Source organism: Pseudoalteromonas sp. BSi20480 (genome assembly GCF_000241365.1).
In the GTDB taxonomy this organism is placed as follows: domain Bacteria; phylum Pseudomonadota; class Gammaproteobacteria; order Enterobacterales; family Alteromonadaceae; genus Pseudoalteromonas; species Pseudoalteromonas marina.
In genome coordinates this window covers 82,914-103,801 of the sequence record NZ_BADX01000166.1, presented here as the reverse complement: position 1 = coordinate 103,801, position 20,888 = coordinate 82,914, and the positions used below count along the sequence as shown (strand labels likewise).

At 41.2% G+C, this 20,888-nt stretch carries 19 protein-coding genes and 1 pseudogene; 19 read left to right on the top strand and 1 reads right to left on the bottom strand.

Annotated elements, in window-relative coordinates:
* Positions 1–58: 58 nt before the first annotated feature.
* Positions 59–1,495, top strand: coding sequence for a sigma-54 dependent transcriptional regulator (locus P20480_RS01770; protein WP_008132644.1), 1,437 nt, complete (start codon positions 59–61; stop codon positions 1,493–1,495).
* A 186-nt stretch (positions 1,496–1,681) separates the two neighbouring features.
* Here P20480_RS01770 and P20480_RS01775 read toward each other — a convergent pair whose 3' ends face one another.
* On the bottom strand, positions 1,682–2,278 hold the full coding sequence (locus P20480_RS01775; RefSeq protein ID WP_008132636.1) for a DNA-3-methyladenine glycosylase I: 597 nt from the start codon (positions 2,276–2,278) through the stop codon (positions 1,682–1,684).
* A gap of 131 nt (positions 2,279–2,409) precedes the next feature.
* Between P20480_RS01775 and P20480_RS01780 the strand changes: the two genes are divergently transcribed.
* The 18 genes and pseudogenes from P20480_RS01780 to flhA all read left to right on the top strand — a co-directional run bounded on the left by P20480_RS01780 (position 2,410) and on the right by flhA (position 20,887).
* Positions 2,410–3,522, top strand: a complete 1,113-nt coding sequence (locus P20480_RS01780; RefSeq protein WP_008132635.1) for a sensor histidine kinase — start codon at positions 2,410–2,412, stop codon at positions 3,520–3,522.
* Entirely contained in the window at positions 3,519–4,985 is a 1,467-nt protein-coding gene (locus tag P20480_RS01785) for a sigma-54-dependent transcriptional regulator (protein ID WP_008132634.1), read from the top strand. Before P20480_RS01780 ends, P20480_RS01785 begins: the two co-directional genes overlap by 4 nt.
* Positions 4,986–5,142: 157 nt before the next feature.
* Entirely contained in the window at positions 5,143–5,475 is a 333-nt protein-coding gene (gene fliE, locus P20480_RS01790; RefSeq protein WP_008132633.1) for a flagellar hook-basal body complex protein FliE, read from the top strand.
* A 20-nt stretch (positions 5,476–5,495) separates the two neighbouring features.
* Positions 5,496–7,211 (top strand): flagellar basal-body MS-ring/collar protein FliF, encoded by a 1,716-nt coding sequence (gene fliF / locus P20480_RS01795; RefSeq protein ID WP_008132632.1) that lies wholly within the window; start codon positions 5,496–5,498, stop codon positions 7,209–7,211.
* Positions 7,204–8,250 carry a flagellar motor switch protein FliG gene (gene fliG / locus P20480_RS01800; RefSeq protein ID WP_006792737.1) on the top strand — a complete coding sequence of 349 codons (1,047 nt, stop codon included), beginning with the start codon at positions 7,204–7,206 and terminating at the stop codon, positions 8,248–8,250. Before fliF ends, fliG begins: the two co-directional genes overlap by 8 nt.
* A gap of 3 nt (positions 8,251–8,253) precedes the next feature.
* Positions 8,254–9,060 carry a flagellar assembly protein FliH gene (fliH, locus tag P20480_RS01805; RefSeq protein ID WP_008132631.1) on the top strand — a complete coding sequence of 269 codons (807 nt, stop codon included), beginning with the start codon at positions 8,254–8,256 and terminating at the stop codon, positions 9,058–9,060.
* 18 nt (positions 9,061–9,078) lie between these two features.
* The gene (fliI, locus tag P20480_RS01810; protein ID WP_006792739.1) at positions 9,079–10,413 is read left to right on the top strand and encodes a flagellar protein export ATPase FliI; all 1,335 of its coding nucleotides are present in this window, start codon (positions 9,079–9,081) and stop codon (positions 10,411–10,413) included.
* Complete coding sequence (gene fliJ / locus P20480_RS01815; RefSeq protein ID WP_008132630.1) at positions 10,413–10,859, top strand: flagellar export protein FliJ; 447 nt, start codon at positions 10,413–10,415, stop codon at positions 10,857–10,859. The genes fliI and fliJ overlap by 1 nt, the downstream gene beginning before the upstream one ends.
* A gap of 95 nt (positions 10,860–10,954) precedes the next feature.
* Positions 10,955–13,242 (top strand): annotated as a pseudogene (locus tag P20480_RS18785) (flagellar hook-length control protein FliK).
* A gap of 57 nt (positions 13,243–13,299) precedes the next feature.
* Positions 13,300–13,827: a flagellar basal body-associated protein FliL gene (fliL, locus tag P20480_RS01820; RefSeq protein ID WP_008132626.1), complete on the top strand. Its 528-nt coding sequence runs from the start codon at positions 13,300–13,302 to the stop codon at positions 13,825–13,827.
* 9 nt (positions 13,828–13,836) lie between these two features.
* Positions 13,837–14,928: a flagellar motor switch protein FliM gene (gene fliM / locus P20480_RS01825; RefSeq protein ID WP_008132625.1), complete on the top strand. Its 1,092-nt coding sequence runs from the start codon at positions 13,837–13,839 to the stop codon at positions 14,926–14,928.
* 20 nt (positions 14,929–14,948) lie between these two features.
* Complete coding sequence (gene fliN, locus P20480_RS01830) at positions 14,949–15,347, top strand: flagellar motor switch protein FliN (RefSeq protein ID WP_006792745.1); 399 nt, start codon at positions 14,949–14,951, stop codon at positions 15,345–15,347.
* Positions 15,344–15,727 (top strand): flagellar biosynthetic protein FliO, encoded by a 384-nt coding sequence (gene fliO / locus P20480_RS01835; protein ID WP_008132624.1) that lies wholly within the window; start codon positions 15,344–15,346, stop codon positions 15,725–15,727. Before fliN ends, fliO begins: the two co-directional genes overlap by 4 nt.
* Before the next feature lie 4 nt (positions 15,728–15,731).
* On the top strand, positions 15,732–16,472 hold the full coding sequence (gene fliP, locus P20480_RS01840; RefSeq protein ID WP_006792747.1) for a flagellar type III secretion system pore protein FliP: 741 nt from the start codon (positions 15,732–15,734) through the stop codon (positions 16,470–16,472).
* Positions 16,473–16,512: 40 nt separating this feature from the next.
* Positions 16,513–16,782: a flagellar biosynthesis protein FliQ gene (fliQ, locus tag P20480_RS01845; protein WP_008132620.1), complete on the top strand. Its 270-nt coding sequence runs from the start codon at positions 16,513–16,515 to the stop codon at positions 16,780–16,782.
* 3 nt (positions 16,783–16,785) lie between these two features.
* Positions 16,786–17,565 carry a flagellar biosynthetic protein FliR gene (fliR, locus tag P20480_RS01850; RefSeq protein WP_006792749.1) on the top strand — a complete coding sequence of 260 codons (780 nt, stop codon included), beginning with the start codon at positions 16,786–16,788 and terminating at the stop codon, positions 17,563–17,565.
* Between the two features lie 9 nt (positions 17,566–17,574).
* Positions 17,575–18,705, top strand: a complete 1,131-nt coding sequence (flhB, locus tag P20480_RS01855) for a flagellar biosynthesis protein FlhB (RefSeq protein ID WP_008132618.1) — start codon at positions 17,575–17,577, stop codon at positions 18,703–18,705.
* A gap of 73 nt (positions 18,706–18,778) precedes the next feature.
* Complete coding sequence (gene flhA / locus P20480_RS01860) at positions 18,779–20,887, top strand: flagellar biosynthesis protein FlhA (RefSeq protein WP_006792751.1); 2,109 nt, start codon at positions 18,779–18,781, stop codon at positions 20,885–20,887.
* Position 20,888: the final 1 nt, after the last annotated feature.

The following is a 20,888-nucleotide window of genomic DNA, read 5'->3' as shown; positions in this document are numbered from 1 at the left end:
CTTAACTGGCTTACAATTTAGTTAATTACATTAAAGAGTGAAGCACGGCTCGCTAACTATGATCCTGATTTTAGATAATAATAACAATCGCTCTATTGGGTTAAACGCATCACTTGGTTTTATCGGTGAGGTTACTCATCGTTTAGATGAAGACAACTTTGAACAAGAGTGTGCAAAATATCAGCAGCATGAGTGCATGGTCATTTTAGGGGCTTTACAGTCTCTCGATCACGAAAACTTAATTAAGCGCTACCCAACACTTCCATTTTTATTAATAGGTGAAACGTTAAGACCATTACTTAGCATTGCTAATGTAGTTGGACTTATTTGTGAGCCATTTAATCATGAAGTGACCACACAATTGCTTCATGATTGCCAGCAATATCATCGTATGTTGCCGGGGGAGCACAAAAATACTCAGTCACATAAATCTTTTGATGGCCTTGTAGGTGAAACACAAGCCGTAAAAGAGGTCCGTTTTTTAATTGAACAAGTAGCAAAAACAGATGCAAACGTTTTAATTTTAGGTGAGTCAGGTACTGGTAAAGAAGTGGTTGCACGTAACGTTCACTTGCTATCTAAACGAAGTACAGGGCCATTTGTGCCTGTAAACTGTGGAGCTATACCTGCAGAACTATTAGAAAGTGAACTTTTTGGCCACGAAAAAGGGGCGTTTACAGGGGCTATTTCTGCGCGTAAAGGCCGTTTTGAGTTGGCGCAAGGCGGTACGCTGTTTTTAGATGAAATTGGTGATATGCCGCTACAAATGCAGGTTAAACTTTTACGCGTATTACAAGAACGAAGCTATGAGCGTGTAGGTGGCACTAAGGCGATTCAAGCCGATGTACGTGTTATTGCTGCAACACACCGCAATCTCGAAACCATGATTGAAGCAGGCAGCTTTCGTGAAGATTTATATTACCGGTTAAATGTATTCCCTATAGAGAACCCGTCGTTAAGTGAGCGTGCTGATGACATTCCGTTACTACTTAAGGAGTTAATGCGTCGCGTAAACGAGCAAACGGGCACGACAGCTAAATTTACTGAGCGAGCGATCGAAAGTTTAAAAGAGCATGCATGGCCGGGTAATATCCGTGAGCTTGCGAATTTGGTTGAGCGCATGGTTATAATGTTCCCTGAAAAGGTAGTGGACATCCCTGATCTACCCAATAAATATCGTTACATTGAGGTAGATGCTTATGAGCCTGAATATCCTGAAGAACTTATGGAAAAAGATGCCTTTAACGATATATTCAGCACAGGGTTTAGTGATTATGACAATGAGCCAGAGCCTGAATTTAACCAAGCTGGCTCAGGCGTATTACCCGAAGATGGCATTGAGCTTAAAGAGTATTTAGCTGAGCTTGAAATCAGCTTAATTACCCAAGCTTTAGAACGATATGATTACGTTGTGGCTCGGGCAGCTGAAATACTGGGCGTAAGAAGAACAACACTGGTCGAAAAAATGAAAAAGTACAACCTTTCAAGAGATTAGCAGTACGAAAGTAGTGAAATACTCTTCGTTATTTTAATCATTTATGATCAATCACTTTACGGGCTTTGCCCGTCACGCAAGCTTGGCGTCTACAAGATAAACACAAACTTAAACCATGGCGGTAGACGCCGGGCTTGCTCGCGTGAAAAGCAAAGCTTTTAATTACACACCTACCTGTTTAGCTGCTTACTCACCACAAAAAGCCTCAATAATTTCTTCTTTTCTAAAGCAGTCATTACTATGATCGTTAACCATACCGCAGGCCTGCATATGAGCGTATACCGTGGTAGGGCCTAAAAATTTAAAGCCGCGCTTTTTTAAATCCTTTGCGAAGGCTGTTGATTCTTTGGTGATTGCAGGCGTCTCTTCGGTATAATTTAAATTGCTTACGATCGGTTTGTTATCAACAAACTGCCATTGATACGCACTAAAACTGCCAAATTCTTTTTGAATGTTTATAAATTGCTTGGCATTATTTATTGTGGCGTTAATTTTTAAACGGTTTCGTACGATATTTTCATCAAGCATTAAACGCTCAACATCGTCTTGGGTAAACAACGCGACTTTATCTACATTAAAATTAGCAAATGCATTTTTATATCCTTGTCGTTTTTTTAAAATGGTATACCAACTTAAGCCTGCCTGAGCCGACTCTAGCGTTATAAATTCAAACAGTGTTTGGTCATCGTAAACAGGGACGCCCCATTCTAAATCGTGATATAAAACGTAATCGGGCTTGGTGGCGTCTAACCAAGCACATCGGCATTTTTTTTGCTCACTCATACATATTCCTTTTTATGCGCGTCATTTTTATGTCACGCTATTATTATTGTAAGTCAATGAAAATAATGTAAATAAATTTTGGTACACATTGTGCATTAAGCTCTGTATCTATACAAATTCGAGAGTTGATTATGGCCCTTGCGAGCGTGCTTAAACCACAGTTTATTTCTGCAAATCAGTATAACCCATGTTTACTTCAAGAGGAGTACATAGGTGAGTTAAGCGATCTGCGTCAGCAAGCAAGTTGGCTTTCACATTTAGTTGATACCATGCCCGCAGGTGTGGTTGTGCTTGATGGTAAAGGAATGATTGCAAAGGCCAACCAAATAGCCATTGATATGTTAGGCGAACCTTTAGAAGGTGAAAAGTGGTTTAGCGTTATTCAACGCTCTTTTAGACCGCATCAAGACGATGGTCACGAAGTATCACTGAAAGATGGCCGTTTAATTAAGCTTGATATAACAGCGTTAGCGCCCGAGCCGGGCCAGCTAATTTTAATGACCGACTTGAGTGAAACACGCCGTTTACAAAAGCGAGTTGCTCATATGCAGCGCCTAAGTGCTTTGGGTAAAATGGTGGCGTCGCTTGCACACCAGGTTCGAACCCCACTTTCAGCGGCCATGCTTTATGCTGCTAATTTGGGCTCTAAGCGTTTACCCGAGGCATCTCGCGATAATTTTCAAAGCAAGTTAATGTCACGCTTAAAAGATTTAGAAACTCAAGTAAACGATATGCTACTTTTTGCCAAAAGTGGCGATCAGCAAGTTGTTGAGCAAGTGTCTATGCAGCAGTTACTCAGTGAGGTAAAAGCGGGTGCTGATGCTATGGTGACACTAAATGACAGTCATTTAGCTGTTAACCTCCCAGAGCCAGATATTCAAATAACAGGCAATAAATCAGCCATAGCCAGCGCAATTCAAAATTTAATCCATAACAGTATCCAAGTCATTGGTACTGGCGCTGAGGTAAAATTAAGTGCTGCGACTGACGAGGAAAATCCAGATTTTGTTCGTATCAGTGTATCTGATAACGGTCCGGGTATTGATTTAACTCAAGCAGAAAAAATATTTGAACCCTTTTATACCACTAAAAGCCAAGGCACAGGGTTAGGGCTTGCTGTTGTGAGTTCGGTTGCAAACGCTCATCAGGGGCGTGTTGACGTGACTAATAATAAAGGCGGTGGAGCATGCTTTAGTTTGCTTTTACCTATTCGCACCGCATCTAAATTAGAGGAATCATTATGAGTAACACTATTTTAGTTGTCGAAGATGATGCAGGGCTTCGCGAAGCCTTAATTGACACACTCGAAATGTCGGGGATTGAATGTATTGCGGCTAATTGTGCAGAGCAAGCCATGTTATTGCTGAAAAAAGAGCAATTTTCGCTGGTGGTGAGCGATGTACAAATGGGCACTATGAGTGGGCTTGATTTACTACGCAGTATTAAGCTTAACCACCCTGAATTACCTGTTTTAATGATGACGGCGTACGCTACCATTGACGATGCTGTTGAAGCGATGCGCTTGGGCGCTATTGATTACATGGCAAAGCCGTTTGCACCTGAGGTTTTACTTAATATGGTAAGTCGATACTTACCTGAAAAAGCAAAGGAGACAGACGGACCCATTGTTGCCGATCCCAGCAGTATTCAACTTTTAGAGTTAGCAAGTAAAGTTGCACGCTCTGATGCGAGCGTTATGGTGCTAGGCCCAAGTGGTTCAGGTAAGGAAGTGCTTGCACGGTATATTCATGATAAATCGAACCGATGCGATGCGCCGTTTGTTGCGATTAACTGTGCAGCAATTCCTGAAAATATGCTTGAAGCAACCTTATTTGGTTATGAAAAGGGTGCGTTTACAGGCGCAATTCAAGCGTGTCCTGGTAAGTTTGAGCAAGCGCAAGGCGGTACTATATTGCTCGACGAAATAACAGAAATGGATTTAGGGCTGCAAGCTAAACTACTTCGTGTGTTGCAAGAGCGCGAAGTAGAGCGCTTAGGTGGAAGAAAAACAATCCAGTTAGATGTACGGATACTTGCAACAAGTAACCGAGATTTGAAAGAAGCGGTTACCGAAAACCAATTTAGAGAAGATTTATATTACAGGCTTAATGTGTTTCCTTTGATGTGGCGACCACTTTGTCAGCGACCTGGAGATATCCTTGTATTGGCTAAGCATTTAATTGAGCGCCACTTAAACAAAAGTAAAGAGCCTATGGCTTATCTTGATAGTGCCGCAGAGAAAAAATTACTTGCTCATTCATGGCCTGGTAATGTGCGTGAGCTTGATAACGTAATACAACGTGCGTTAATACTTAGGACTGGGGATACTCTAAACGAGCATGCTATTTTCATTGAAAATACAGCGGCGACAGATTTTGTAATGGAGCCTGCATCTGTAAGTGCGCAAAATACTAGTCAGCAGCAAGTAAGTGCTACTAATAGAGATATTGACCAAGGCGCTATGAGTTCAGCGTATTATGACGAACAGTCATCTCCAGCCGAGCCAACAAAACAAGACTTATTGGCTGTTGATACGGGAAGTTATAAGGATGAGCTAAAAGATAAAGAGCATCGCATTATTTTAGAAACGTTAGCAAGATGCCAAGGTAAGCGAAAAGATGTTGCTGAAACGCTAGGTATAAGCCCTCGGACTTTACGTTACAAACTAGCGCAGATGCGCGATTTAGGTATTTCACTCCCCGCATAACATCATTTTTAGCCCTAAATTTACCCTTTGAATTTAGGGCTGTCAAAACTCTGACTTGTCAAATTCCTTGCAACTCATTGAAAATATTAATTTAATTTTTTGGCATGCTTTGTGCTTTATTCATGTTAAGAGTTAACTGCATTGCCAGAGACAAATTATGAAAATTCAAAACAGCGCTGTATTTCAAGAAATGCAATCAATGGCTTTAGAAGCTGGCCGTAATAATCAAATCGAAAGGCTGCCAGTAAAAACACAAGCCTCATCAACCGCTCAATTTGGCGATATGCTATCGGATGCAATTAATACTGTGCACGGTTTGCAGCAAGATGCTAAACAAAAAGTAGTGGCGGTAGAAACAGGCGACAGGAGCGTGTCTTTGGCTGAAGCAATGATTGCTTCTCAAAAGTCGTCAGTTGCATTTGAAGCGACAGTGCAGGTTCGTAATAAACTTGTCGAAGCTTACAAAGAAATCATGAACATGCCTGTTTAACTAGGTAGTGGAGAATTATTGTGGCGCAATCTAATCAATCAACCGATCTGGCTCTTGCTACTGGTGAAATGGACCAAAGCGATAGCGACGATCAACAAGAACAGAAATCAGGCTACTTAAGTTCGCTAAATGGCGTTGATTTATTGCGCCAAGTAACTTTAGTTATTGCTTTAGGCATTTGTTTAGCGATTGCTATATTTATTATTATTTGGGCACGTCAGCCAGATATGCGCCCACTTGGTAAAATGCAGACAGAAGAGCTTATTGAAACGCTCGACTTTTTAGACGCACAAAAAATTGAATACCAAGTAGATGGAAATGTAGTGCTCGTCCCTGAAACTGAGTATCAAAATATTAAACTTTTAATGACTCGTGAAGGGCTAGAGCAAGGCCCTACATCGGGTTCAGATATTATTATGCAAGACATGGGGTTTGGTGTAAGTCAGCGTTTAGAGCGTGAACGCTTAAAGCATGGCCGAGAACAACAGTTAGCGCGCACAATTGAAGAGCTCAATAATATTACGCGTGCACGTGTATTGCTTGCCATTCCAAAAGAAAATGTATTTGCGCGCAGAGAGAAAAAGCCTTCAGCAACTGTTGTACTTACTCTTAAGCGTGGGCGTTCGCTAGATAGCGAAGAGGTCGACTCAGTGGTTGATATGGTTGCATCAGCTGTACAAGGTTTAGAGCCGGCTCGTGTAACAGTAACGGATCAAAATGGTCGCTTACTAAATTCAGGCTCGCAAACATCGCTTGCTGCACGTTCACGTAAAGAGTACGACATAGAGCGTAAACGTGAACAAGAATATCTTGAAAAAATAGACAGTATTTTAATACCTGTTGTAGGGCTTGCAAACTACACTGCACAAGTTGATTTAAGTATGGACTTTAGTGCTGTTGAGGAGACGCAAAAACGCTACAACCCAGATTTACCAGCAGTAAGAAGCGAAACAACATTCGAAGAAAATAATATAGGTGGTTTAGCGGTAGGTATACCTGGTGCACTGACGAATCAGCCTCCAGTAAACTCTAATATCCCTGAAGTAGCAGGACAAGGTGGCGCAGGTAGTGCAACTTCACCATCAAGAACGCATAAAGAAGCGACGCGTAACTATGAGTTAGATACAACTATCTCACATAAGCGCCAGCAAACAGGTGTGATACGCAGAATAAGCGTGTCGGTGGCCGTTGACTACATTCCAAAAGTAGGTGAAAACGGTGAAACCACAATGACACCGCGTTCAGTGGAAGAACTGTCAAATATTCGTCGTTTATTACAAGGTGGCGTTGGTTTTGACATGCAGCGTGGTGATGCACTTGAAGTGGTAACGGTTCCGTTTGTTCGCGAAGCAACTGATTTTGACATTAGCGTGCCGCTTTGGGAGCAGGATTGGTTTATGAAAATAATCCGCTTGGTACTGGGTGCATTAGTTATTATTGTACTCATAATGGCGGTAGTTAAACCGATGCTTAAACGTTTAATTTACCCAGACGATACACTTGAAGAGTATGACGAAGATGCGTTAAGTGCAGGCGTAGACATTGGCGATAGCACGTTGGATATGCTAAACAAAGACTTTGATTCTGCTTCAATTGGTTTCTCAAGCGATGGTACACTGCAATTACCAGATTTACATGGCGACGAAGACTTACTTAAAGCAATTCGTGCCCTTGTAGCCAATGAACCAGAACTATCATCACAAGTAGTGAAAGCGTGGTTAACAGAAGATGACTGATCAAGATCAAGAACAAAAACAACTCCCAGCAGCGTTTGATGTTGATAAGCTAGACGGTGTAGATAAAGCCGCTATTTTATTACTGAGCTTATCAGAGGAAGATGCAGCCCAAATACTTAAGCACTTGGAGCCTAAACAAGTTCAAAAAGTTGGGATGGCAATGGCTGCGTTAGACGACCTGTCACAGGCTAAAATAAGTGCGGTTCACAACTTATTTATTGAGCAAATTCAAAGCTTCAGTACTATAGGGTTTCAGTCAGAAGACTTTATTAAAAAGGCGCTTACTGCTGCATTGGGTGAAGATAAAGCGGCCAGCCTTATTGACCAAATTGTTATGGGGTCTGGGGCTAAAGGCCTTGATTCTCTCAAATGGATGGATTCTAAGCAGGTGGCGAATATTATTCGTAATGAACACCCCCAAATACAAACGATTGTATTGTCTTACTTAGAGCCTGAGCAGTCTGCAGAAATTATTGCGCAGTTCCCAGAGAAAGTTCGTCTTGATTTAACCATGCGAATCGCTAACCTTGAAGAAGTGCAACCAGCTGCACTGCAAGAACTTAACGAAATTATGGAAAAACAATTTGCCGGACAAGCAGGGGCACAAGCTGCGAAAATGGGTGGCTTAAAAGCCGCGGCAGACATTATGAACTACCTAGATACAAACGTAGAAGGGCAGTTAATGGATTCTATTCGTGAACATGACGAAGAGATGTCTCAGCAAATTCAGGATCTTATGTTTGTATTTGAAAACTTAATGGATGTGGATGACCGGGGTATTCAAGCCATTCTACGAGAAGTACAACAAGATGTATTAATGAAAGCAATCAAAGGTGCAGACGACGGTCTGAAAGACAAAATACTGGGCAATATGTCTAAGCGTGCTGCCGATATGCTGGCTGATGATTTAGAAGCAATGGCGCCTGTACGTATTAGTGAAGTTGAAGCTGCCCAAAAAGAAATTCTATCAACGGCACGTCGTTTATCTGATTCGGGTGAAATTCAGTTAGGCGGTGGTGGTGGTGAGGAGTTCTTGTAAGCCATGAGCAAACTCAAAGGGCGTCCACTTCGAGCTGAAGAAGCAGATGAATTATTAAAACATTGGGCTATTCCCGATGTAGCACCTAACGAAAAAAGCTTTGGTAACCGCTCAACAGCCTATGGTACGCCCCTTAGTGAGCTTTATAAAAAAGAGCTTGCCGAAGAAATGCCCGCTGATGAACCCGAAGAACCCGAGCTGCCAAAGCTTACTATGGTTGAGCTTGAACGCATTAGACAAGATGCTTATGAAGAAGGCCTTAAACAAGGTCATGAACAAGGCTACATTGACGGCTTTGAAAAAGGCGTTAGTGAGGGAAAAGAAGCTGGTTATAAAGAGGGGCTAGAGCTCGGTAAAACTCAAGGCCAAGAAGATATAAAACCGATTATTGAAGAGCAACTAATTAGTCTTAAAGGTATTTTAGAAGCACTTAATTCACCGCTAAAAAAAGTGGATGAACAAGCCGAGTTGCAACTTATTCAATTAGCTAGCATGTTGGCTGAAGCAGTTATATACCAAGAAGTACAAACATCGCCAGATGTTATTTTACATACATTAAAACACAGTATTGATTCGTTAAATGCGCAACAAGAAAAAGTAAAAGTGCATCTAAACCCAACCGATCTAGAGGTTATAAAAGATAGCTATGGCGAGCAAACTATAGCAGACAATAACTGGCAATTAGTTCCCGAACCCACGCTTGAAAGAGGTGGATGTGAGGTAAAAACCGCGCAATCCTCGCTCGATATGACTTTAAAAACACGCGTCAAAGAAACGTTGGATAGCTTTTTGCATAATAGTAATATCTAAATATTTTTTAGGCGTACTATGTCTGTGCAAATTGCTTCTTTGAGCGAACGCTTGTCGCAATATCAACAAAACATTAAGCCCTACACACCTGCAGTGGCGGGTATTTTAACGCGTGTTGTTGGCCTTACCTTAGAGGCAAAAGGTCTGCGGGCGCCTGTTGGTAGTCAATGTAAAATTGAAACCATGAATGGTTTTGTTGACGCAGAAATTGTTGGTTTTAACGACCAAACCTTATACTTAATGCCTAATGATCATATTTCCGGCGTACTGCCAGGTGCTCGAGTAATACCCCAAGTAAATAATTTGGGATTACCTGTAGGGATGAGCCTACTAGGGCGTGTGGTTGATGGCTTAGGCCGTCCACTCGACGGACTTGGTAAAATAAACGCTGAACATTATTTAAAGTTTGCTCAAAATACGATTAACCCTTTAGCCAGACGTCCGATCAGCCAGCCAATGGACGTTGGGGTGCGGGCTATTAATTCAGTGATCACCGTAGGGCAAGGTCAGCGTATGGGCTTATTTGCAGGCTCTGGTGTAGGTAAGTCTGTACTGCTAGGAATGATGACTAGGGGCAGCGAAGCCGATGTCATTGTAGTTGGTTTGGTTGGTGAACGTGGTCGTGAGGTCAAAGAGTTTATTGAAGAAATTCTTGGAGAAGAAGGGCGTAAACGTTCTGTTGTTGTTGCAGCACCCGCCGATTCATCGCCATTAATGCGTTTAAAAGGTTGTGAAAGTGCAGTGACCATTGCCGAATATTTTAGAGACCAAGGTTTAAATGTGTTACTGCTACTCGATTCAGTAACTCGCTACGCAATGGCTCAGCGTGAAATTGCTTTAGCAGTTGGAGAACCACCGGCAACAAAAGGATACCCACCATCGGTTTTTGCAAAACTACCAGCCTTAGTTGAACGAGCAGGTAATGGGGGGGAAGGGCAAGGTGCTATAACAGCCTTTTTCACCGTTTTAAGTGAAGGCGATGATATGCAAGACCCAATTGCAGACGCTGCACGCGCCATACTAGACGGCCATATTGTACTTTCTCGTGAGTTAGCCGACAGCGGCCATTATCCAGCAATAGATATCGAAAAATCTATATCACGTGTTATGCCCCAAGTGGTTTCAGAGCCTCATATGCAACAAGCGCGAGTACTTAAACAAGTGTATTCAATGTACCAACAAAATAAAGACATGATCACATTAGGCGCCTATCAAAAGGGCACTGATCCCATGCTCGACCAAGCAATAAATATGATGCCAAGAGTAAACGGGTTTTTACAGCAAGGTATGCGTGATGTGATAAGTTATGACGATGGGCTGCAAGGGCTAGCCCAATTATTAGGTCAAGGGTAATGGCTAAAAACAAATTTGACTTGCTGCTAAAACTTGAAAGCGACAAAGAAGAAAGTTTACGTATGAGTTATTTGCAAGCTAATCAAAACCTGCAAGCAAACCAGCAAAAACTTCAAGGCTTAAATGACTTTAGGCTTGAATACTCTCAACAGTTACATTTAAAAGGTCAATCAGGTTTATCAAGCGCTGGTTTTGGGCAGTATCATGCGTTTATAGCAAAAATTGAAGAGGCTATTCGGCAACAAGCAAGTACTGTAAATACGGCAAAGCAAGTTGTTTCACAGCGAAAAACGTTGTGGTTAAAACAGCAAATAAAGGCTAAAGCGGTGGCTAAATTGATTGAAAATCAAAAAATAAAAGCAGCAGCTGTGGTAGCTAAAAGCGAGCAAAAAATGCTGGATGAGTTCACATCTAATCAATTTTTTCAGCGTCGCAAGCTTTCTTAAGTTAGGCACGTTTATTGCTTTATTAATGGGTGGTATTTAATTTTGGGCAATGTGCGGTGACATGTTGCCGTAACCGTATTAGGTGACTTATGGCGATGAATGATATTTCTGTTTCAATTTCGGCTGATAAAGAGTCTTTTTTAGCATTTAAAGACAGTAGCTTAGCTGATTCTGCCGATGAATCAGGTACTGAATTTTTTACTCAGTTGCAAGATGCTCACACTACATTTGAGCCAATAAAAAAAGAGATTAATAAGCCTGAAACAGATACTTTATCTGCCGCCTCAGCAGATTCCTCATCAGTTACTAATGAAAAATTAAACAGTGATTCAGATGATGAAGACATTGCCCAAATAAATTTGTCTGGAAGCGATATTCTGGAGCAGATCAATTCATCTCAACTAATGAACACTGAGGTTACAAAGCCAAGTGAAAAAGCAAAAGATATAAACCTTGCAGATACATCAACAAATAAAACACCGCTTGTTATTGCTGATTTAAAAGAGAAACTGCCGGTTAAAGGCTATGTTGCTGTGCCAGCAAAAGATTTACCTGTTAAAGATGAAGTAGGTAAAATAATAAGACCACATGCAACACTTACTGATAACAACACAAGCGGTGTGGCAAGTTTAGTAAATGATGAAGATATTAATGACTCGTCAAATTCACAAAGACAAAATAAAACGTCTCTTGCTCAGGCTGTTGAAGCAGAACTAAATATAAAATCGGATAAAGTTAAACACCCTGCAGAAGCGCAAAGTATAACTCAGGGCTTTGATACAAAAGATAATGGAGCAGATACTAACAAAGGCATTTTTACGGATAAAATAACAGCTTCACAAAGTTCAGTGTTCTCTGACGTGAGTGTCAATTCTGATCAGACTATTTTAAAAACGGATGTTGATAAAATAGTTACTACTCAAAGCACAGTAGAGAATAGCGGTAAAGTTAACGCCAATACTTTAGCTCAAAATACCATAGCTAAAAATACAGTTGCGGAACTAACAGAAAATACGCTCACAGCAACTTCACCCAACTCAAACATAACTGAAACTGAAAACGCGATAAATACACTCATTGCTAAAGATGTAAATGCATTTAAAACAGATAAAGTATTAGCAAGCCTAACGCCTGAGCAGCTAACAAAATTACAGACTGAAATTAAACCAGTAATGCTTGACGCATCAAGCAAAGCTGAAAAATTGACGGTTTTAAAGCAAATGCTTACCCAATTCATAACAGATAATAAACAGACACAAAGCACTGACGTTAAGTCGTCACCCAGCGAGCAGTTTAATACGCTTTCAGGGACTGAAAAGCAGGCATTACTGACTCAATTAAATGCCTTTATTAAAGCCGAGCAACCAAAAGGTGAACAGTTAGCGACTATTAAGCAAGCGATTGGTGAGCTAAAAGTGTTGGTTGCGGAAAATGCGAATCAATCATCAGACACTAAATTTACGGTATCGCAAAAAGCTGTAAATGACTCACAAAACTTGCCGCAAACAAATGAATCGCAAATAGACAAAGTGGTTACCTTACCGGTAAAAGGTGAAGAGATAACAAAACCAGTTACTTTTGTAGCTTCACAAACACCAAATACGGTAAACAGACCACAAAAAGTGAGTGTGAAATCAGGCTCTGAAAATAGCGCTGATCCAACTAAATTAGCAGCACAGCCTACTGGTGATGAAGATCTTACAAAAGCGCTTGAGCAATTGACAAAAAGAGGGGACTAAAAAATACCACGGCTGAGCAGTCACCCGCTAAAGTTATGCAGGTGTTTAACCATATAACTAATGCTTTAAATACAACCCAAACCAGTGCCCAAAGCTATTATGATTCGCTTGATTATGAAATGGGCTTGTTGGATCAACAAGCTATTCAAAATCAGCAGTTACAAAGTACAGCACAGACAAAGCAGGTAAGTATTGATCCTGGTATGATGCAGGCGATTAACATAGTTAAAAGTGACGCGGCCAAGTTACTGCAAGAGCGCGTTAGTTCAATGCTAAGCATTAATAACAAAGAGGCTGAAATTCGTCTGGATCCACCTGAGATGGGCAGCATGCAAATACGAGTTCGTAGCGATGCAGAACAAGCACAAATTAACTTTGTGGTACAAAACCAACAGGCCAAAGAAGCACTCGAACAATCTATGCCTCGCTTACGCGAAATGTTAGCACAACAGGGGTTGGAGCTTGGTGAAAGTACTATTTCATATGGCCAGTCAGGTGGTGAAAACGCAGAGCAAAATGAATCGGGGGCGGGTGAGCAATTGGCCAAAAATGGAGCGGCAAATAGTGAAAGTGATGAGCCATCAAATAGCCCAGAACAAACTTCTGAGCAACAAACATCATCATCAATAGATTACTATGCCTAACTACTGCTATTATAATAACTAAAACAAGCAAATACCTTTGCGATATAAGGAATCATGATGGCTGAAGAAACAAGTTTAGAAATAGAAGAAGCGCCAAAAAGTAAAAAAAAGCTGATAATTATTATTGCAGCAGTACTGCTCGTTGTAGGTGGTGCTGCGGGTTTCTTTTTAATGTCGGGCTCGGATGAGCCTGTTGAAACATTAGATGAAGAAACGACCCTTTCAGAGGAAGCGCCAGAAGCTTCTGGGTCATCCGCAGAAATAGGCAGTGCGCTTTATGTTGCGATGCCAAGACCTTTTGTTTTTAACGTTCCGGGCTCGAGCCGAGATAGAATTGTACAAATTAAAGTGCAACTTTTGGTACGTGGTGAGGTAAATGAAGAAACAGCTAAAAAGCATATTCCGCTGATTGAAGGTAAGTTACTCAGTGTATTTTCGACCACTACTGCTGACGAGCTTAGTACCAGTGCAGGTAAAGAAACTCTGCGTTTTACTGCGCTAGAGACAGTGCAAACTGCCTTAAATGACGTTGAAGGCAGCAAAGTAATTGAGCGGGTATTATTTACCGGCTTTGTAATGCAATAAGGGGTTAGCGTGAGCGACTTATTATCCCAAGACGAAATTGATGCGCTATTACATGGTGTTGATGAGGTCGAAGAGGAAGATATACACGACGGTGACGAAGGTGATGGAAGTACACTTCAATATGACTTCTCTTCGCAAGATCGTATCGTACGTGGTCGCATGCCGACGCTGGAAATTGTTAATGAGCGTTTTGCTCGCCATATGCGAATTAGCCTATTTAATATGATGCGCCGCACAGCGGAAGTGTCTATTAATGGCGTTCAAATGATAAAGTTTGGTGAGTATGTTCATACATTATTTGTACCGACAAGCTTGAATATGGTGCGTTTCAGACCTTTAAAGGGTACCGGCCTGATCACCATGGAAGCACGGTTAGTATTCATTTTGGTGGATAACTTTTTTGGCGGTGATGGTCGTTACCACGCAAAAATTGAAGGCCGTGAATTTACCCCTACAGAGCGCCGAATCGTGCAAATGTTGCTAAAAATAATCTTTGAAGATTATAAAGAGGCATGGGCACCGGTAATGGACGTGTCGTTTGAGTACCTCGATTCAGAGGTAAACCCAGCAATGGCTAATATTGTTAGCCCGACTGAAGTTGTGGTTATTAGCTCTTTTCATATTGAACTCGATGGTGGCGGCGGTGATTTTCATATTGCCTTGCCATATTCAATGCTCGAACCAATAAGGGAACTTTTGGATGCGGGTGTTCAGTCAGATACTGAAGATACCGACTTGCGTTGGAGTAAGGCATTACGAGATGAAATAATGGATGTTGAGGTTGACATGTCAACTCAGCTTTTAGAAGTTGACTTAACACTTCAACAAATAATGGAGCTTAAAGCAGGTGATATTATTCCTGTTGAAATGCCAGAGCATATAACTGTATTTGTAGAAGAGCTACCCACGTTTAGAGCTAAAATGGGCCGCTCTCGTGATAATGTTGCGTTGCAAATTAGCGAAAAAATTAAACGTCCTGATTCAGTTAAATCTGAGCTGCATGTATTTACCAAAGGCGGCAAGAAAATTGACTCAGATGCAGAGTTAGCAGAATTAGAAGAAGATTTACACCTTTCAGACGGTGTAGACTTAGACTGGTAATTGATTAAAAGGTTAAACGTATGAGCGATGATCAAGACACAATGGACGAATGGGCAGCCGCACTTGCTGAGGCTGAAGGTGGTGATGATGCTGGCGAAGCGCAAGTTGCCGAACTTGATGAATTAAGTGATGAAAAAAGCGAAATAACAGGCGAAGAAAAGCGCAAGCTCGATACAATTTTAGACATCCCAGTGACCATATCGATGGAAGTTGGACGCTCAAAAATTAATATTCGTAATTTGCTACAACTTAACCAAGGCTCTGTAGTTGAGCTTGATCGTGTTGCTGGTGAGCCATTAGATGTATTGGTTAATGGTACCTTAATTGCTCACGGTGAAGTGGTGGTGGTAAATGATAAGTTTGGTATTCGCCTAACGGATGTTATCAGCCAAGTAGAGCGGATCAAAAAGTTACGATGAGTGCCTTTTTTGCGCTAACAGCATCTGTATTTACAAAAACAGAGTCAGTTACGCCTACGGGCGATTTAATTTCTATGGTGCTTTCGCTTATTGTGGTGCTAGTGCTCATTGTTGTTCTGGCTATTTTTGTAAAAAAACTTAATCCTAATTTGGCAAACAGTGATGAATTTAAAGTGGTTCGAAGTCTTCCCTTAAGCTCACGCGAACGCTTAATGGTGGTAGAAATTGATAATGCGCAGCATTTATTAGGCGTCACGCCGCACAGTATTAATTACCTTCATAAATTAGAATCACCACTGAGTGAAAAAGAAATCCCAGAACTTGCTAAGCAATTTAGTAAACTGTTAAACCCCAAATCGAAACAAAATAAAAAGAACTAAACCTATGACTAAGTGGCTGCTAATTATTTTTGCCATTGTGTTTGTTCCAAGCGTAAGCGCTGAAGGTATTGATGCGCTTACTATCACAACAAACGCAGATGGCACACAAGATTACTCGGTGACATTGCAAGTTTTAGCCATTATGACGGCGCTGAGTTTTATACCGGCAGCCATAATCATGATGACGTCTTTTACACGTATCATTGTTGTACTCGCAATTTTACGCCAAGCAATTGGTTTGCAGCAAACGCCCTCTAATCAAGTACTGTTGGGCATGTCTTTATTTTTAAGTATTTTTATCATGGCGCCTATTTATCAAAAGGTTAATGACGTAGCCATAGAGCCTTATTTAAATGAGCAAGTTACGTCGGTACAAGCATTGGAGCTTGCAAAAGAGCCAATGAAAGCATTTATGCTCTCGCAGGTTCGTTTAAAAGACTTAGAAACATTTGCCAAAATAGCAGGCTACGACAAGCTAGAGTCACCTGAAGAAACTCCGCTCATAGTTCTTATACCCGCATTTGTAACAAGCGAACTGCAAACCGCGTTCATTATAGGATTTATGTTTTTTATACCTTTTTTAATCGTCGACTTAGTTGTTGCGTCTGTACTCATGGCTATGGGTATGATGATGCTCTCCCCCATGATTGTTTCCTTACCCTTTAAAATAATGCTGTTTGTACTTGTTGATGGCTGGAGCTTAGTGATGGGAACCCTCGCCAAAAGCTTTGGTTTAGGCACATAGTATGTATTTTTTGAATGTAACTAAAAGATAGGATTACAGCATGGAACCAGAAATTTTTGTTGATATTCTTAGCGATGCACTGTTTTTAGTTATTAAATTAGTATCGGCTATTGTTGTTCCAGGTTTAATTATTGGCCTAGTGGTGGCGGTGTTTCAAGCGGCTACGTCTATCAATGAACAAACGTTGAGTTTTTTACCGCGTTTGGTAATTACTATAAGTGCATTAATTGTTGGTGGTCACTGGTTTACACAAGAACTTATGGACTTTTTTACCCGGTTGGTGTTGCTCATTCCCGAAATTGCAGGTTAGCAAGTGGAGTACCCGTTTTCAGTTGTCATTCAATGGTTGAGCGACTTTTTACTACCTTTGGTACGTATTAGTTCCATGATTATGATAATGGCGGGGTTAGGCGCTAAAAATGTGCCAACACGTATAAAGCTGGGTTTATCAGTGGTCGTGACTCTGTTGGTTGTGCCTGTTCTTCCTCCAGCTACATTTACTAACTTGTTTTCGTTTGAAATGATTTTAGTGGTCATACAGCAAATGCTTATTGGAATAGCGATTGGCTTTGCTTCTACCTTGTTACTCAATACCTTCGTATTGGCAGGTCAGATACTTGCTATGCAAACCGGTTTAGGTTTTGCTTCTGTCATTGACCCCTCAAATGGAGCCAGCGTTCCGGCTGTTGGTCAGTTTTTTCTTATTTTAGCAACACTATTATTTTTTGTATTCAACGGCCATTTAATGATGATACAGATGGTTGTACATAGCTTTGAGGTACTGCCAATTGATGGTAATTGGTGGTCAGTAGATCATTACTGGGATATTGTAACGTGGGGCGGTTGGATGTTTACAACGGCTTTAGTGCTCTCACTTGCACCATTGACAGCAATGCTAGTTATTAATATTTCATTTGGTATTATGACCCGTGCGGCGCCTCAGTTAAATATTTTTGCTATTGGTTTTCCATTCACTCTTGTAGCAGGGCTTGTCATTATTTGGGCAACACTGGGCAACTTCATCCTGCAATTTGAATTTCAGTGGCTTAAAATGATCGAACTAATGTGTACCTTAGTTGGTTGTTCACCTTAGGAGTTTGTTATGGCTGAAGATTCAGGTCAAGAAAAAACAGAAGAACCCACAGGGAAAAAAATAGAAGAGTCTAAAAAGAAAGGGCAGGTTGCTCGTTCAAAAGAATTAGGCACCATGTTTGTTCTTATATTTTCAGCTATTTCATTGTTAATGTACGGCCCTGAAATTGGTAAGGGGTTATACAATATTATGGGCAGAATGCTCAGTCTTAATCGAAATGAAACCTACGACACCACTAAAATGTTTGCGGTTTGGTCCAGTGTTGCCGACGCGCTTATTTTTCCTATGGCTATGTTTGTATTCATTATTTTATTTGCGGGCATTATAGGTAATACTTTACTGGGTGGCTTTAATTTTAGTTGGCAAGCAGCCGCTCCTAAAGCAAGTAAAATGTCTCCATTTAAAGGCTTTAAACGCATGTTTGGCCCTCAAGCTGCGGTAGAGCTTACTAAAGCTATTTTAAAGTTTTTAGTGGTCGCAAGTTTTGCCTTTTTTTTAATTAATACTTTTTTTGACGAAATACTCTACTTAAGTATTGAGTCTGCACCTAATAATATTATCCATGCGCTCGAAATCCTCTCGTGGATGTTTTTGGCATTGTCGTGCACATTGGTAATTATTGCAGCAATCGATGCCCCGTATCAAAGTCATACTCACCATAAGCAGTTAAAAATGACACTGCAAGAAGTAAAAGATGAGTACAAAAACTCTGAAGGTGACCCTCAAATAAAAGCGCGTATTAGGCAAACTCAGAGACAAATGTCTCAAAAAAGAATGATGCAAGACGTGCCCGATGCCGATGTAGTTGTTACCAACCCAACGCATTATTCTGTTGCTCTTAAATACGACACTGAGCGAGCCGGAGCACCTATAGTGCTTGCTAAAGGCGTGGATGAACTGGCTATGCAAATTCGAAAAGTGGCAAGCGGTAATGATGTACCCATTGTTGAGTCGCCAATGCTTACTCGAGCGCTTTATCATACCGCAGAAGTAGGAGAACAAATACCTGATCAACTGTTTACTGCCGTTGCACAGGTGCTAGCTTATGTTTTTCAGCTAAAACGCTTCAATAAAGGTCGCGGAAAACGCCCGACTAAGCTTAATAAAAAGCTCCCCATTCCTGATGCCTACAGGTATTAATATTACTCATTTATTAACTTGGAATAGTTATTGCTAATTCTACGTAGTGTCAATTTTTTGAAATTGTAGAATTATGAGTTTTAAAGCGGTATTACAACAACTTAATGCAGATAAAAAAGAATATGCAAAAGGCGTAGGGACGCCTTTGCTTGTGCTTGCAGCTTTGGGAATGGTCATTTTACCGTTACCGCCATTTTTACTTGATATCCTTTTTTCATTCAATATTGCGTTAGCGTTGGTGGTTCTACTCGTCACGGTTTACACCATGAAACCCGTTGAGTTTGGTATGTTTCCGGCCGTGTTGCTTATCGCCACAATTATGCGTTTAGCACTTAACGTAGCCAGTACACGTGTTGTATTGTTAGAGGGACATAATGGAGGAGATGCTGCGGGGAAGGTAATAGAAGCCTTTGGCTCAGTTGTGATTGGCGGCAATTATGCTGTTGGTTTAGTGGTATTTTTAATTCTGATTATTATTAACTTTGTAGTAATCACTAAAGGTGCAGGGCGTATTTCTGAGGTATCTGCACGTTTTACACTTGATGCAATGCCTGGTAAGCAAATGGCAATTGACGCTGATTTAAACGCAGGGTTTATTAGTGCCGAGCAAGCGCGCGATCGCCGAGAAGAAGTAACCCGCGAGGCCGATTTTTATGGCTCAATGGATGGTGCAAGTAAGTTTGTAAAAGGTGATGCTATTGCGGGTATCGTCATTTTAATTATCAACATTGTTGGTGGTCTATTTGTTGGCATGATCCAGCATGACTTAAGCTTTGGCCAAGCTATGGAAGTTTACACACTCCTTACGATTGGTGATGGCTTAGTGGCTCAGCTCCCCTCATTACTACTATCAATTGGTACCGCAATTGTAGTAACACGCCAAAACGAGTCTCTCAATATGGGCGACCAGTTTAAGAAACAACTTGGCAACGAAAAATCTTTATTTATAGCCTCTGGCATATTAATTACCATGGGCTTAGTGCCTGGCATGCCTCATTTAGCATTTTTAAGCCTAGGTGCATTATTAGGTTATTTAGCTTATTACACTCAACAAAGTAAATTAAAAGTGGCTGCAGCAGAAGCCGAGGCTGCTGCAAATGGAACTGCTGGTACGGGTGTTGCCAACAAGCAAGAGCAAAAAGAACTAGGCTGGGACGACGTTCAGCAAGTAGATGTAATTGGCTTAGAAGTGGGCTATAGATTAATTCCTTTGGTTGACCAGTCTCAAGGCGGAGAGCTACTAAATCGTATTAAGGGAGTACGTAAAAAGCTTTCTCAAGAGCTGGGTTTTTTAGTTCCACCCGTACATATTCGCGATAACTTAGAGCTTGACCCTAATGCATACAGAATTACGCTTATGGGGGTATCTACCGGTGAAGGTGAACTCAAGCATGGTGATGAGTTGGCAATAAATCCAGGTCAAGTATTTGGGCCAATTAAAGGGGTTGAAACTAAAGACCCTGCTTTTGGGCTTGATGCGGTATGGATAAAACCAGATCAAAAAGACGAAGCGCAATCGCTAGGCTATACCGTGGTAGATTCAGCGACGGTTGTGGCTACACACATTAGCCAGTTGCTTACTAACAGCGCAGCACTGCTTTTAGGTCACGAGGAAGTACAGAACTTATTAGATATGTTAGGTAAAAGCCACCCTCGCTTAGTTGAAGGTTTAGTCCCTGACGTATTACCGTTAACTGTGATAGTAAAAGTACTACAAAATCTACTTAATGAGGGCGTTGCAATTCGTGACATGCGCTCAATTGTACAAACCCTTGTTGAGTATGGGCCACGTAGTCAAGACCCTGATGTGCTAACGGCTGCAGTACGTATTTCATTACGTCGATTAATCGTTCAAGACGCTGTAGGCATGTCTTCAGAAATCCCTGTCATAACCTTGGCGCCTGAGTTGGAACAGATGTTGCATCAGTCACTACAAAATGCAGGCGACGAAGGTGCCGGTATAGAACCAGGACTTGCAGAGCGACTTCAAGTGTCACTAAATGAAGCGCATCAAAATCAAGAAATGTCCGGTGAACCTTCAATATTGCTAACGTCGGGAATGTTACGCACTGTGTTATCTCGTTTTGTTAAGTACACCATCCCAGGTTTAAGGGTGATGTCTTATCAAGAGGTACCAGATGAGAGACAGATCAAGATAGTCAGCTCTGTTGGCCAACAATAAG

What these genes read in the sequence shown, in the direction of transcription:
- fliJ (WP_008132630.1), top strand. Translation starts at nt 10,413, where the DNA reads ATGGCTAAAAACAAATTTGACTTGCTGCTAAAACTTGAAAGCGACAAA.
- flhA (WP_006792751.1), top strand. Translation starts at nt 18,779, where the DNA reads ATGAGTTTTAAAGCGGTATTACAACAACTTAATGCAGATAAAAAAGAA.
- fliG (WP_006792737.1), top strand. Translation starts at nt 7,204, where the DNA reads ATGACTGATCAAGATCAAGAACAAAAACAACTCCCAGCAGCGTTTGAT.
- fliN (WP_006792745.1), top strand. Translation starts at nt 14,949, where the DNA reads ATGAGCGATGATCAAGACACAATGGACGAATGGGCAGCCGCACTTGCT.
- flhB (WP_008132618.1), top strand. Translation starts at nt 17,575, where the DNA reads ATGGCTGAAGATTCAGGTCAAGAAAAAACAGAAGAACCCACAGGGAAA.
- P20480_RS01770 (WP_008132644.1), top strand. Translation starts at nt 59, where the DNA reads ATGATCCTGATTTTAGATAATAATAACAATCGCTCTATTGGGTTAAAC.
- fliO (WP_008132624.1), top strand. Translation starts at nt 15,344, where the DNA reads ATGAGTGCCTTTTTTGCGCTAACAGCATCTGTATTTACAAAAACAGAG.
- P20480_RS01775 (WP_008132636.1), bottom strand. Translation starts at nt 2,278, where the DNA reads ATGAGTGAGCAAAAAAAATGCCGATGTGCTTGGTTAGACGCCACCAAG.
- fliH (WP_008132631.1), top strand. Translation starts at nt 8,254, where the DNA reads ATGAGCAAACTCAAAGGGCGTCCACTTCGAGCTGAAGAAGCAGATGAA.
- fliL (WP_008132626.1), top strand. Translation starts at nt 13,300, where the DNA reads ATGGCTGAAGAAACAAGTTTAGAAATAGAAGAAGCGCCAAAAAGTAAA.
- fliQ (WP_008132620.1), top strand. Translation starts at nt 16,513, where the DNA reads ATGGAACCAGAAATTTTTGTTGATATTCTTAGCGATGCACTGTTTTTA.
- fliP (WP_006792747.1), top strand. Translation starts at nt 15,732, where the DNA reads ATGACTAAGTGGCTGCTAATTATTTTTGCCATTGTGTTTGTTCCAAGC.
- fliI (WP_006792739.1), top strand. Translation starts at nt 9,079, where the DNA reads ATGTCTGTGCAAATTGCTTCTTTGAGCGAACGCTTGTCGCAATATCAA.
- fliE (WP_008132633.1), top strand. Translation starts at nt 5,143, where the DNA reads ATGAAAATTCAAAACAGCGCTGTATTTCAAGAAATGCAATCAATGGCT.
- P20480_RS01780 (WP_008132635.1), top strand. Translation starts at nt 2,410, where the DNA reads ATGGCCCTTGCGAGCGTGCTTAAACCACAGTTTATTTCTGCAAATCAG.
- P20480_RS01785 (WP_008132634.1), top strand. Translation starts at nt 3,519, where the DNA reads ATGAGTAACACTATTTTAGTTGTCGAAGATGATGCAGGGCTTCGCGAA.